The organism is Halarchaeum rubridurum (genome assembly GCF_014647115.1).
GTDB lineage: Archaea > Halobacteriota > Halobacteria > Halobacteriales > Halobacteriaceae > Halarchaeum > Halarchaeum rubridurum.
The window spans coordinates 460,351-473,794 of the sequence record NZ_BMOO01000003.1 but is presented as its reverse complement, the minus strand read 5'-3'; the positions used below and the strand labels follow the sequence as shown (position 1 = coordinate 473,794).

General features: G+C 71.0%; 10 protein-coding genes. 5 read left to right on the top strand and 5 right to left on the bottom strand.

Annotation, left to right across the window (positions count from 1 at the left end):
* Positions 1-9 precede the first annotated feature (9 nt).
* From IEX84_RS08670 to IEX84_RS08660, 3 genes are read right to left on the bottom strand one after another with little or no spacing between them, the layout of a single operon-like run.
* Complete coding sequence (locus IEX84_RS08670; protein ID WP_188871891.1) at positions 10-234, bottom strand: H/ACA ribonucleoprotein complex subunit GAR1; 225 nt, start codon at positions 232-234, stop codon at positions 10-12.
* Positions 231-512 (bottom strand): signal recognition particle subunit SRP19, encoded by a 282-nt coding sequence (gene srp19, locus IEX84_RS08665; protein ID WP_188871889.1) that lies wholly within the window; start codon positions 510-512, stop codon positions 231-233. Before srp19 ends, IEX84_RS08670 begins: the two co-directional genes overlap by 4 nt.
* A 46-nt stretch (positions 513-558) precedes the next feature.
* Positions 559-2,778: a PGF-CTERM-anchored ABC transporter substrate-binding protein gene (locus tag IEX84_RS08660; RefSeq protein ID WP_188871887.1), complete on the bottom strand. Its 2,220-nt coding sequence runs from the start codon at positions 2,776-2,778 to the stop codon at positions 559-561.
* Between the two features lie 59 nt (positions 2,779-2,837).
* On the opposite strand from IEX84_RS08660, the gene btuC reads away from it, so the two are divergent.
* From btuC to IEX84_RS08640, 4 genes are all read left to right on the top strand, one after another.
* The gene (btuC, locus tag IEX84_RS08655; protein WP_188871886.1) at positions 2,838-3,857 is read left to right on the top strand and encodes a vitamin B12 ABC transporter permease BtuC; all 1,020 of its coding nucleotides are present in this window, start codon (positions 2,838-2,840) and stop codon (positions 3,855-3,857) included.
* On the top strand, positions 3,858-5,024 hold the full coding sequence (locus IEX84_RS08650; protein WP_188871885.1) for a heme ABC transporter ATP-binding protein: 1,167 nt from the start codon (positions 3,858-3,860) through the stop codon (positions 5,022-5,024).
* Between the two features lie 88 nt (positions 5,025-5,112).
* Positions 5,113-7,338 carry a hypothetical protein gene (locus IEX84_RS08645; protein ID WP_188871884.1) on the top strand — a complete coding sequence of 742 codons (2,226 nt, stop codon included), beginning with the start codon at positions 5,113-5,115 and terminating at the stop codon, positions 7,336-7,338.
* Between the two features lie 24 nt (positions 7,339-7,362).
* A complete protein-coding gene (locus IEX84_RS08640; protein ID WP_188871883.1) occupies positions 7,363-8,436 on the top strand; it encodes a lamin tail domain-containing protein in 1,074 nt (357 codons plus the stop codon).
* A gap of 891 nt (positions 8,437-9,327) precedes the next feature.
* Here the strand turns inward: IEX84_RS08640 and IEX84_RS08635 are convergent.
* Both IEX84_RS08635 and IEX84_RS08630 read right to left on the bottom strand, forming a co-directional pair.
* Positions 9,328-10,572 carry an orc1/cdc6 family replication initiation protein gene (locus tag IEX84_RS08635; RefSeq protein WP_188871882.1) on the bottom strand — a complete coding sequence of 415 codons (1,245 nt, stop codon included), beginning with the start codon at positions 10,570-10,572 and terminating at the stop codon, positions 9,328-9,330.
* 663 nt (positions 10,573-11,235) lie between these two features.
* The gene (locus IEX84_RS08630; protein ID WP_188871881.1) at positions 11,236-12,630 is read right to left on the bottom strand and encodes an NAD-dependent succinate-semialdehyde dehydrogenase; all 1,395 of its coding nucleotides are present in this window, start codon (positions 12,628-12,630) and stop codon (positions 11,236-11,238) included.
* 162 nt (positions 12,631-12,792) lie between these two features.
* Between IEX84_RS08630 and IEX84_RS08625 the strand changes: the two genes are divergently transcribed.
* Positions 12,793-13,443 carry a nitroreductase family protein gene (locus IEX84_RS08625; RefSeq protein WP_188871880.1) on the top strand — a complete coding sequence of 217 codons (651 nt, stop codon included), beginning with the start codon at positions 12,793-12,795 and terminating at the stop codon, positions 13,441-13,443.
* Position 13,444: the final 1 nt, after the last annotated feature.

Genomic DNA, 13,444 nt, shown 5'->3' with positions numbered 1-13,444 from the left:
TTTCGCTCGCTACCGGACGTAGAGTTTCGCGCCGAGGAGCTCCGCGGGCGTCGCGTCGTCCGGCGTCACCGCGAGGTAGGGCTTCGAGACCGGCCCGAAGACGTCGACGACGCGCCCGACGTCCGCGAGTCGTTCGTCCACGACGTCCGCGCCGATGTCGGGGTGGTCGTCGCCGGGACAGCGGACGATGGCGAGCCCCTGCGCGCTCCGGACGACGTCGCCGGCACGCTTCATTCGCGGAGCGTGGCGACGTACGCGCCGACGGCCTGCAGGAGGTCGGACTTCCCGGCGTCGTCCGCGTCCTTCACGAGGACGCGCCCGGACTCCGTCCACCCCCGTCGGGGGTAGGCCTTCTCGCGTTCGATGACGGCGTCGTAGCCGACCTGCCCGACGGCCTGCGCGATCTCGTCCACCGTCGGGTCGTCGACGGCGAGCGAGCGGGGGACGCGGCGGCCCTCACGACGCGAGAGGGTCGCGTCGAAGTACGCGGGCCAGATGACGTTCTCGACCATACCGGGACTAGTCGACGCCGTGGGTAAAACGTGTCGGAGGCGCGCGTCAGCGCCGCCGCAGCAGGCACGCGGCGAGCGCGACCGCCAGCGCCGCGACCGCCGGTCCGAGGCCGGGCGACGACCCCGAGGACGTGCTCGTCGCGCTCGTCGTCGCGTTCGCGGTGGTCGTCGTAGTCGTCGCGTTTGTGGCCGTCGTCGTCACGCTGTCGTTCTGCGACGCCGACGACGTGCTCGTGGTTGTCGTCTCGGTCGTCGTCGTCTCGCTTTCGGCGGCCGTCGCGTTCGTCGACCCGATGGCGAACGCGGAGAACCCGGGCGTCGTCGCCACGTACGCGCTCCCGTTCAGGTGCTCGGTCGGGAGCGGCCCCCACGACGCGTTGTGATAGCGATAGAGGGCGACGTCCGCCGGGTCGGTGCCGTTCGGGAGGTCGGCGGGCGCGACGCTAAATCGTAGGGTCGCGTTGTCGAGGTCGTCCGCGTCGACGCCGGAGACGTTCGCGCTGAAGTACCGCATCGGCGTGGCGTTCGGCGCGTCGAGCGCCGGGGTGGCGTTCGGTGCCGTCGCCGTCGGGTCGCTCGCGGTGAACGACAGTTCGCTCGCGTTCGTGCCGGCGCGCAGCGAGACGGTCGCGCCCGTGAGCGCCGTGACGGTCGCGTTCGTCGCCGCAGCCGTGGCGTTGGCCGTCGCGTTCGCCACCGTCGCGTTCGCCGTGCTGACGTTCGTCGCCGTCACGTTCGTCGTCACGTTCACGCTCGTGTTCGCGTTCGCCGCGCTGGCGTTCACGAGGTCGAAGGAGACGGCCCCCGTGGCGTTGCGGACGGTCGCGGTGACGCTCCCGTTCGAGCGGGTGATGGAGACGGGCGAAGCCGCGTTCGCCGCCCCGTCAGCGCTGCTCTCGTTCGCCGTCTCGTTCGTCGCCGCGTCATTCGTCGCCGCGTCGTCCTGGAGGTCCACCCAGTCGACGTCGTCGTCATCGTCGTCGTCGTGGTAGGTGCGACCCGTGTCGTGGACGGCCGCCCACGCGTCCGGGTGGACGGTCTCCGCGATCTCCTCGATGGCGTAGACGACGCGCGGCGCGGGCTGGCTGAGGTAGTTCGCGTTCACCGCGACGACGCGGTCCTCGCGGTAGGCTTCGGTCTGGTTGATCTCCTGGGTCTTCGGGAGGAGGTTCTGCGCCTCACCGTGCTCCGGCAGCGAGTACGTGGCGAGGAGCCACTCCGGCGACTGCTTCAGGATGAACCCCTCGCTGTACGGTTTGTAGCCCGTGATGCCCGCGTCGAGCGCGACGTTCCGCGCGCCGCCGAGGCGCATCACGTCCGAGACGAACGTCCCCGACCCGGCGGTGTAACTCCCCGCCATCGGGTAGAACATCGTCGGCGCGCTGTCGGCTCGGTCGCGGACCTCCTCGACCGTGTTGAGCCGGTCCTGCATCCAGCTCACCGTGTCCTCCGCGCCCGCGCAGTTCCCGACGAGGTGGCCGGTCAGCCGCGTCTTCGCGTAGATGTCCTCGATGCTCCCCGCGGCCTCGAACTTGTAGACGGTGATGCCCGCCTGCCGCAGTCGCTGGGCCGTCGTGTTGCTCTGGATGTTCGCCAGTAACACCATGTCGGGCGATTGCGCGACGATGGATTCGACGTCCGCCTTCCCGAAGTCTCCGGGGATGTCCGGCTTCGCGCTCGCGTTGTTCAGGTACGCGATGTAACTCGAGTGTTGGATGCCGACGACGCGGTCTTGCGCGCTAATTTCCCAGAGCGTCTGCGTCGCGCTCGGGCCGATGGCGACGATGCGCTCCGGTGCGCCCTCCACGCTGACGTTCGTCCCCGTCGCGTCCGTCGACGAGAACGGGTACGAACAGGTCGAGGGAACGGTCGAGTACGTGGTGTTGTTGGTCGTCGTTGTCTCGTTCGTCGTAGTGGTGTTGTCGGTCGTCGTTGTCTCGTTCGTCGTAGTGGTATTGTCGGTCGTCGCTGTCTCGTTCGTTGTGGTAGTGTTGTTAGTCGTCGCTGTCTCGTTCGTTGTGGTAGTGTTGTCAGTCGTCGCTGTCCCGTTCGTCGTAGTGGTGTTGTCGGTTGTCGCTGTCTCGTTCGTTGTGGTAGTGTTGTCAGTCGTCGCTGTCTCGTTCGTCGCAGTAGTGTTGTTCGTCGCGGCCGTCGGCACGTCGATGGTCGACGGCGCGTCGTCCCCGGTCGCGGCGAGCGCGCCGCCGGTCGGGCCGGCGAGCGCGGCGACGAGGACGAGCGCGACGAGGCACAGCTGTCGTTTCATGTCCTCCCGTCACCGCCTGTTCAATAAGTATTTACCTACTGCAAGTCGACTTGTCACCGATGCCACTGGGTCGGCTCCGCGTCGCCGCGTGGACGAGCGCCCTCGCCGTCCTGCTCGTCGCCGTCTGCGTCGCCGGGGCCGCGATGGGGACCATCGACATCCCGCCGCGGTTCGTCGTCGCCAGCGTCCTCAACGCGCTCGGCGTCTCCACCGGCGTCGCCGTCCCCGACCCGTACCCCTTCGTCGTCACGACCCTCCGGATGCCCCGCGTCGCCCTCGGCGCGGTGGTCGGCGCGGGCCTCGCCGGCGCGGGCACCGTGATGCAGGGCTTCTTCCGCAATCCGATGGCCGACCCCGCGATAATCGGCGTTTCCTCCGGGGCGGCCGCGGGCGCGGTGGTCGTCATCGCCGCCGGCGTCGTCCTCCCGCTCGGCCTCCCCTTCGCCGCCTTCTGCGGCGCGCTCCTCGCCGCCTTCGGCGTCTACGCCATCGCCACCGAGGGCGGCCGGACCCCCGTCGCCACCCTCCTCCTCGCCGGCGTCGCCGTCCAGACGTTCCTCGGCGCGGTCGTCAGCCTCCTCCTCGTCCGCACCGACGACCACAGCCTCCGCGAGGCCATCGTCTGGCTGATGGGCAGCCTCCGGAACACGCTGTGGAGCGAGGTCGCCGTCGCCCTCCCCGTCGTCCTCCTCGGGCTCGCCGTCCTGCTCGCGTACGCCCGCGACCTGAACGTCCTCCTGCTCTCCGAGGAGGACGCCCACGCGCTCGGAATCGAGGTCGAGCGCACCAAACGCATCCTCCTCGCCGTCTCCGCCGTCGTCACCGCGGCGTGCGTCGCGTTCGTCGGCATCGTCGGCTTCGTCGGCCTCGTCGTCCCCCACGTGATGCGCCTCCTCGTCGGCCCCGACCACCGCATCCTCCTCCCGACGAGCGCGCTCGCCGGCGGCGTCTTCCTCGTCGCCGTCGACACGACGACGCGCCTCGGCGCGACCAGCCTCCCCGTCGGCGTCGCCACCGCGTTCGTCGGCGCGCCCTTCTTCCTCTACCTCCTCCGCAAACGCGAGGTGCACGAGCTCTAGATGGACGCGCGCGACCTCACCGTCTCCCTCGGCGGCACCGAAATCCTCGACGGCGTCTCGCTCGCCGTCGAGTCCGGCGAGCTCGTCGGCCTCGTCGGCCCGAACGGCGCGGGCAAGACCACGCTCCTCCGGACGCTCGCCGGCTACCTCACCCCCGACTCGGGGTCGGTGCGCGTCGATGGCGACGACGTGCACGCGCTCGCCTCGAAGGCCGCGAGCCGCCGCGTCGCCGTCGTCCCCCAGTCGAGCGCGTTCTCCTTCGACTTCGCGGTCCGCGACGTCGTCGCCATGGGTCGTCACCCCTACCGCTCGCGGCTCCGGCCCGCCGACGACGCGGACGGTGCGACGCACGTCGAGGACGCGCTCGAACGCTGCGAGCTCACCGACCTCGCCGAGCGGCCGGTCACGGCGGTCAGCGGCGGCGAGCGCCGGCGCGTCCTCCTCGCCCGCGCGCTCGCGCAGGACACGCCCGTGACGCTCCTTGACGAACCCACCGCGGGCCTCGACGTCAACCACCAGGTCCGCACGCTCGACCTCGTGCGCGACCTCATCGACGAGGGGCGACGCGCCGTCGCCGCGATTCACGACCTCGCGCTGGCCGCGCGCTACTGCGACCGCCTCGTCGTCCTCTCCGGCGGGCGCGTCCACGCCGCCGGCCCCCCCGCGGAGGTGGTGACGCGCGACGCGCTCCGCGACGCCTTCGACGCGAGCGCGGCCGTCGGCACCGACCCCGTGACCGGCACGCCGTCGGTCACGCCCCTCACCCACCCCGGCGAACGGGACGCGCGCGTCCACGTCCTCGGCGCGGGCGACGCCGCCGTCGGCCTCCTCGACCCGCTCGTGGTCGCGGGCTACCGCGTCACCGTCGGCCCCGTCGTGGACGGCGGACTCGACCACGAGGCCGCGCGTCGCCTTGACCGTCCCGCGGTGACGACGCCGCCCTTCGGGTCCGTGAGCGACGAGGCGTTCGAGCGCGCCGCCGCGCGCGTCCGCGAGGCCGACGTCGTGGTCGTCCCCGAGGGCGCACGCGAGGTCGGCGCGAACGCGCGCCTCGCGGCGCTCGCGGACGCAACCGTCGTCGTGAGCGGCGACGACGCGGCGCTCCGGGAGGCCGTCGCGGACGCGCTTCGGGGGAGGGAGACGGGTGTGCGGACGCGGACCGAGTGAGCGGGACGGTGGTTCCGGGGCTCGCGGAGCGCCTGTTGTACCCGAGCGAGTGGATACGCCTTTGCCGCCGGCGACCGGAGAACGGGCCATGCAGCGACAGGCGTGGCGGGCGGCGCTCGTCGCGGTCGTGCTCCTCGCGGCGTGTGCGCCCGCGGGCGTCGGCGTCGCGGGTGCGGCGGGCGACGACGGCGTCATCACGCGGACGACGACGTTCTCGTTGACCCCGGAGACGCCCGGCGAGGTGGACGCGACGGTCGCCTACGACGTTCCGGACCCCGTCACCGGGCTGACCGTCTCGCTCCCCTCGGAGGGGACGGCCGTCACCGTCACCGATACCGACGGCTTCGCGGCGACGGCCGACGGCGGCTACCGGTGGGACGGCGAGACGGCGCGGCCGACGCTGACGCTCGCGGTGGACGCGAACCGGACGCGGACGAGGTTGGACGCCCGCGAGGCGAGCGCGGCGCGTTCAGCGACGGCGAGTGCGGCGAGCGCGAGTGACGCGGGCGCGACGACGGCCGAACCGCCGACCGTCGAACCGACGGCAGCCGACGGCGCGGACGCATCGAGCGCCGGCTACACGTTCGTCGATACGGGGTCGTGGGCGCTCGTCCCCGTCCCGCGCGTCGGGACGCAGTGGCGCTGGCGGGGCGGCGACGTGACGCTCGACCGGGAGACGCGCGTGGACGGCGCGGGCGTCGCCGGCGAGAACGTGGTGTACCTCGGCCCGAGCGAGACGTACGAGCGCCGCGCGGCCGGGCAGTCGCTCCGCCTCGTCGTCCCCGCGGCGGCGTCGCTCCGCGAGTCGCCCGGCGAAATCCTCGGCGCGCTCGTGTCGGCCTCGCGGACGCTCGCGGTCGGCGAGCGCGACCCGACCGTTCGGCTCTTCGCCGCGCCGACGGGCGTCCGCTGGGCGACGGAGGGCCTGGAGTACGGCGGGAGCGACGCGTGGGTGCGCGCCGACGCGCGCCTCGACGTCGCCGCGGACGTCTGGGTCCACGAGTACGTCCACACCCGCCAGGCGTTCGAGACGACGACCGGAACGCGGTGGCTGACCGAGGCGAGCGCCGAGTACTACGCCGCGTACCTCGCGCTTGCGGACGAGCGGATCGGCTACGACGCCTTCCGGTCGCACCTCGCGCGCGGGACGCGGGCGTCGGTCGCTGACGCGGTGCTCGCCGAGCCCTCGACGTGGGTCGCGTCCGCGGACTACCGGAAGGGCGCGCTCGTCGTCGGGGCGCTCGACCGGCGCATCCAGCTCGCCACGGACGGCACGCGGAGTTTCGCCGACGTCTTCGCGCGCCTGAACGACGCGGGGACGGTGACGGAGACCGACTTCCTCGACGCCGTCGCGTCGGTCGGCGGCGACGACGTCCGCGACGCCGCGGCGCGCTACACGCGGACCGAGGCGGTGCCCGAGACGTGGTCGGCGGCGGACTACCGGCGCGCCTTCGGGACGACGCCGTCGCGGATCACGTACGCGCTCGGGGACGACGGCTACGCGGTCGCGGGCCCGTGGCGGAACGCGACGGCCGGGTCGGTGCCGACGCTCGCGGTCGGCGAGACGCTGACGGTCCGAGCGACGGTGCGAAACGCCGGCGACCGGGCGGGCGCGTACGAGGTGGCGATTCGGCGGAACGCGAGCGGCGGGACCGGTGGGGACGCGAGCGGCGGAACGAGTGGCGGACCGTCAGCGGACGGGACGAACGACGACGCGTCGACCGACGGCGAAGTGCTCGACGCCGCGGGCGGCACGCTCGACCCGGGCGCGACGGCGTCCGTCTCGGTGTCCGCGGCGGCGCGCGACGCCGGCGACTACGTCGTCGAACTCGGTCCGCGGGCGGTACCGGTTCGCGTCGTGCGGCCCACAGAGCCCCGCGTGGTCGACGTCTCCGCGAACCGGACGCGGGCGGGGGCGGGCGAGCCCGTGGGCGTGCGCGCGACGGTCGAGAACCCGACGGCCGTGCCGGCGAACGCGACCTACGACGTGGCAATCGACGGCGAGCGGCGCACGACGTGGACGCCGCACCTCGTGGCGAACGAGACGCGGACGGCGACGTTCGTCGTGACGTTCCCCGACGCGGGGACGCACACCGTGACCGTCGCGGACCGGACCGTCTCCGTCGCGGTCGCGGCGGGCGACGGGACCGGGAGTGAGACGGGCGGTGTGGGTGACGGGACGGGCGGCGTCGGCGACGAACACGACGGTTCGGGTGCGGGGACGACCGGTGGTGCGCCCGGCTTCGGTCTCGGCGTCGCGCTGGCCGCGCTCTTGCTCGTGGGCGCGCGCCGCGTCCGCGGCCGGGGTCGTTAAGGAGCGAGGCCCGAAACGACCGCCGTGAGACGCGAGACCGGAATCGCGCTCGCCCTCTGTCTGCTCTGCGCGCTGGCCGGCTGCGCGACGGGCGGAACGGGCGGCGCGGGGACGACGGCGCTCGACCGGACGGCGAACGGCGCGACGACCACCGGGACCGCCGGCGCGGGCGCGAACGGGACGGTGGGCGTCGGTACCGACACGGGGTTCGCGGGGACGCTGAACGCCACCGTGGTCGACGTCGCGGACGGCGACACCGTCGACGTGCGCCTGGCGAACGGGAGCGAGGAGACGATTCGGCTGGTCGGCGTCGACACGCCCGAGGTCTGGGTCGAGAACACGCCCCGCGAGTTCCGCGGGCTGGCGAACACGTCCGCGAACCGCGACTGCCTCCGCGGGTGGGGGCACGAGGCGAGCGACTACACGGCTTCGCGCCTCTCCGGGGCGGACGTCACGCTCGCCTTCGACCCGAACACCGACCGTCGGGGCTACTACGGCCGCCTGCTCGCGTACGTCTACGTGAACGGGACGAACCACAACGCGGCGCTGATCGACCGCGGCCTCGCGCGGGTCTACGACGATAGCGACTTCTCGCGCAAGCCCGCGTTCCAGCGCGCGGAGGGCGCCGCCTACGAGAACCGGACCGGCCTCTGGACGTGCGCGACGGGCGCGACGGACGGCGGGACGAGCGGCACGGACGACAGCGCGGGTGGAACGGACGACGGCAGCACGAACGAGGGGTCTGCGGACGGGACGAGCGCGAGTGACGGCCCCATCGCCGTCGACGTCCACGCCGACGCCGCGGGGCGGGACGACGAGAACCTGAACGACGAGTACGTCGTCCTGCGGAACACGGGCGACGCGACGCTCGACCTCGGGGGCGCGCGGGTGAGCGACGCCGCAGACCACGTCTACACGTTCCCCGACGGCGTGACGCTCGCCCCGGGCGCGTCGCTCACGCTCCACACCGGCACGGGCACCGACGGTGGGGGCGACTACTACTGGGCCGCCGGGAGCGCCGTCTGGAACAACGGCGGCGACACCGTGACCGTCCGCGCCGCGAACGGGACGACGCTCGCCACGCACACGTACGAGTGACGGCACGGCCGGCGCGTCAGCGTGAGTGACGCTGCGGCCGCCGCGGGCGTCGCGTCGTCGCTGTCGCCACGAAAATGCCGTCGTCGCGCCCGCGAGAATACCGTCGTCGTGGACGCGCGCCGACCGCAGTAGATGAGTTTTGGGTGAGTCGATGGGGCACACACCCCACCGCTGCAAGTGTTCTCGGGTGCGGTGTGGGTGGGGGCGATGGTCGGTCGGGGATGGCCGGGGGGACACCACCGCTGCAAGTGTTTCGCGTATCGACGCGGGAGTGGGTGGGGGGGAGGGGTGAATGGGTGAGTAGGTTGGTAGGTGGTGGATAGGCGGGTAGGTGGGTAGGTGGATTGGTGAATGGAACCGGCGGGCACGGAGCGAGTCGCCCCCGGGGACACCACCGCTGCAAGTGTTTCGGCGTGAGAGTGGGGTGGGAGGGTAGCGGTGGGAGGGCCGACGGCGGTGACCGCGACGGCCGAGAACGGCGTCGTCCCATACCGTCGCCATAGGTGGTGAACAGCGGGGAATACGCCCCACCACACGACGGGATACCGCGGCCATCGCAGCGACGAACTAGCTCCCACACGCTCTTTCTCTCGCCTCTCGTCTCCCACCCCCATCTTTCTTCACTCCTCATCTCTCGCTTCCCTTCCTCGTCCCCCCTTTCTTCTCTCTCTTCTAGCTAGACGCTAGCTAGTAATAGTAGGAGTAATAATTGTACCTACCCCAAGAGCTATTCACACTAAAAGAGCTCCGCGCTCTCCGGGGGCGAACGATGGCTCGGCTTTCGACTCCTGATACGGGCCGTCTATCGGCCGCTCGGCGTCGTCGAGTGGGTCGGTATCGGCGGTCGAGGCGGCGTCGCCGGTCGCTCGTCACCGCGCGTCGAACCCGGCGTTAGGACGCGTCGATGAGTCCCTGCCGGACTGCGGCGGCCCGGAGACGGTCGGTGTCGAGGTTCCCCGTGATGGCGAGGCCATCGAGGGTCGTGACGACCGCGTCGAGGTCGACGCCGAGTTCGTACTCGTAGTACGCGCCGCCGCTGCGGCCCTCGTTGCGCTCGTGTCGTTCGAGGATACCGAGCATCACGAGGTCGGAGAGGTGCGCGTGGAGGCTCCGCATCGCCAGCGGGTCGTGGTCCGTGCTCGTCGCCACGTCCTCGTAGCGGTCGTAGATCGTCTGGCGGCGTACCGGCATCTCCTCGCCGAACACCGTCAGCGCCGTAATCGTGTAGAGGGTGAGGTGGTCGTGGCTCGTCAGGTCCTTCATCGACTCCTCGATCTGGCGTTTCTCCAGCCGCGCGCGGGCGTTGCGAACGTGGTGTTCGGTGACGCTCTCGTCGCCGTTCCGCCGCGCGAGGTCGCCCGCCTCGAAGAGGAGGTCGAGCGCCTGTCGCGCGCTCCCCCTGTCCTGGGCGGCGAGCGCCGAGCAGAGCGGGACGACGTCCTCGGAGAGCACGCCGTCCTCGAACGCGAGCGCGGAGCGCTTCTCGAGGATGTTCCGGAGTTCGTTCCCGTCGTACGGCGGAAAGTGAATCTCGCGCTCGCAGAGCGTGTCCTCTACTCTGGGGTCGAGTTGCTCGCGGAACTTGAAGTCGTTCGAGATGCCGATGATGCCGACTTTGGCGTCGTGGAGGTTCTCGTTCGAGCGTGCCCGCGGAATCTGGTAGAGGAGGCTGTCGTCGTCGCCGATGTAGTCGATCTCGTCGAGGACCACGAGTATCGTTCCCCCGACGTTCTCCAACTCCGCCCAAAGCATGTCGTAGACGGCGTCGCGGGGATAGCCGGTCGTCGAAATCTCCTCGCCCTCAGTGCGGAGCTCGTTCACGAGGTTGACGGCGACGCGGTAGGAGGAGGTGAGGTGTTCGCAGTTGAGGTAGACCGTCGTGACGTCGAGGTCGTCGTACTGCTCGGCGTCGCGTTCGAGGTGCGAGAGGAGGTACTTCGTGGCGACCGTCTTCCCGACGCCGGTCTTTCCGTAGAGGAAGATGTTCCGGGGCTGCTTGCCGTTTATGACCGGCTGGAAGTACGCCTTGTACTCCTCTAGCTCCTCGTCGCGCTCCTCGATCCGCTCGGGTTGGTAGTCATCGCGGAGCACGTCTTCGTCGTCGAAGATCGCGTGGGTCCGCTCGAACACCGTCATGCCCCGACGGAGTCACCCGGTCGGCTAAAACCCACCGATGCAACTGTTACAACTGTCGCGTCTGTTTCGTCCGTTCTGTCCACCCCCGACGTACCTCGTCCACTCCCGTCACCCTCTCCCGATACGTCCCGCTCTCCCCCATCCCCTTCTTTCGATGCGTCCCGTCCACTCCTATCCCCCCCACTCCCAACCCCCACCCATCGCGACGAAACACTTGCAGCGGTGGTGTGTGGGGGGCGACGCGTTCGGCACGCCGCGACGACGGCGTGGGACACGAGACTGTGCCGTGCTCGCGGGTGACGGCGTCTCTCCACGCGTTTCGCCCTCACACGCGTCGCCGCGTTCGCTCGCCCCCTCTCTTTCTCCAACGTTCCTCACCCTCACCCCCACTCTCCCCTCTTTTCTTCCTTCTCTCCCTCACCCCCACTCTCCCCTCTTTTCTTCCTTCTCTCCCTCACCCCCACTCTCCCCTCTTTTCTTCCTTCTCTCCCTCACCCCCACTCTCCCCTCCTTTCTTCCTTCTCTCCCTCGCCCCTGTCCCTCACGTCGAAACACTTGCGGCAGTGGTGTGTGGGGGCAACTCGGCCCCGCCGCGCACGCTCCCGCGGCCGGGTCACGCTCGCTCGCGTCTCACCGGTCGTTTCTTCGGCCCGGAGAACCCCGTCACTCTCCCGCGGGCCCGTCAGCCGGTTCTTCGGCGTCCTGTACCCAGACGGTCTTGCGGTTCACGAACTCGTGGATGCCCATCGCGCCGAGTTCGCGCCCGTAGCCCGAGTCACCGACCCCGCCGAACGGCAGGCGGGGGTCCGACTTCGTGAGTTCGTTCACGAACACCGTGCCGCTCTCGATTTCGCGGGCGACGCGCGTCCCACGCTCGCGGTCCGCCGTCCAGACCGACCCGCCGAGCCCGAGGTCGGTCTCGTTCGCGAGGTCGATTGCCTCGGCCTCGTCCGCGACCTCGAAGACCGGCGCGACCGGGCCGAAGACCTCCTCTTCGGCGACCGCCGAATCGCGCGGGACGTCCGTCAACACCGTCGGCGGGTAGAAGAACCCCTCTCGGTCGAGCGGTTCGCCGCCGAGTTCGACGTGTGCACCCGCCGCGACGCTCCGCTCCACCTGGTCGTGGAGGTCGTCCATGAGGTCCGCGCGGGCCTGCGGGCCGAGGTCGACGTCCGCCGTCGGGTCGCCGACGTCGAGGGCGTCCATCTCCGCGACGAACGCCTCGACGAACTCGTCGTAGACGTCGGTGTGGACGACGAAGCGCTTCGCGGCGATGCAGGACTGCCCCGAGTTGATAGTCCGGGCCCGCGCGCCCGTCGCGGCCGCGGCCTCCACGTCCGCGTCGTCGAGCACGACGAAGGGGTCGCTCCCGCCGAGTTCGAGCACCGTCTTCTTCAACTCCGCGCCCGCCGTCTCCGCGACGGCGCGACCCGCGCGCTCGCTCCCCGTGAGCGTCACGGCCTTCACGCGGTCGTCCTCGACCACGTCGTCCACGAGGTCCGAGCCGACGAGGAGCGTCTGGAAGACCCCCTCGGGGTAGCCGGCCTCGCGGAAGACCTCCTCGATGGCCGCGGCGCAGCCGGGGACGTTCGAGGCGTGCTTGAGGAGCCCGACGTTTCCCGAGGTGAGGTGGGGCGCGGCGAAGCGGAACACCTGCCAGAACGGGAAGTTCCACGGCATCACGGCCAGAATCGGCCCGAGTGGCTCGTACGCGACGAACGAGTCCACGCCCGGCTCCGTGCCGATGTGGTCGTCCTGGAGGTGTTCGCCCGCGTGCTCGGCGTAGTAGTCGCAGACCCACGCGCACTTCTCGACCTCCGAACGCGCCGCGGCCAGCGGCTTGCCCATCTCCTCGGTCATCAGCTCCGCGTACTCCGTCTCGTTCTCCCGGAGGACGTCGGCCGCGTTCGAGAGCAGGTTCTCGCGCTCCGCGAGCGGCACGTCTCGCCACGTCTCGAACGTCTCCGCGGCCGTTTCGAGGGCGGTTTCGACCTCGGCCTCGTCGTCCGCCTCGACCACTCCGAGCGCCTCCCCGGTCGCGGGATTCACGCGGTCCATATCGGCCGCAGGGTCGCCCGGCAGTTGTAGCTACGGGCGCCCGTCACGCTCGCCGCGACTCGGACCGACCACGCCACGGCCGTTCCCCGCTCACACGACCCATACCGGCGAGAAAGACGGCTTCCCCGTGTGGGATATGGGACACTCTGCGTAGCTTCGACCATGACACGACAGTCGCCCGCCAGCGAGGACGCACCGGACGCCGAGTTCCCCGCGGCCGTCGAGGCCATCCGCACCCGCCGCTCGGGGCACAACTTCGACCCCGATGGCGACGTGAGCGAGGAGACGCTGCGCGAAATCGTCCGCGACGCGACGTTCGCGCCCTCCGCCTTCAACCTCCAGCCGTGGGAGTTCGTCGCCGTCCGCGACGACGAGCGCCTCGACACCCTCGTCGACCTCGCCTTCGGCCAGGACCACCTCCGCGACGCCGGCACGGGCGTCGTCGTCGTCGGCCACACGGAGAGCGAGCGGAACGCCGAGCGCGTCTACACCGAGTGGGCCGAAGCCGGCCGCATCACCGAGGACGACGCAGCGGAGCGCATCGCGCAGGCGGAAGCCGACGACCCGGACCGCGAGTTCGCCATCCGGAACGCCAGCCTCGCCGCCGAGAACTTCCTCCTCTCCGCGCACGCCCGGGGGCTGAAGGCCACGCCGATGACCGGCTTCGACTTCGACGGCGTCGCCGACTTCCTCGACCTCCCCGACGACCAGATTCCCGTCGTCCTCATCGCCCTCGGCGAGAGCGGCGGCGACGAACCCGAGCGCCTCCCGCGGCGCTCCGTCGACGACGTCCTCCACATCGACGACTACTGAA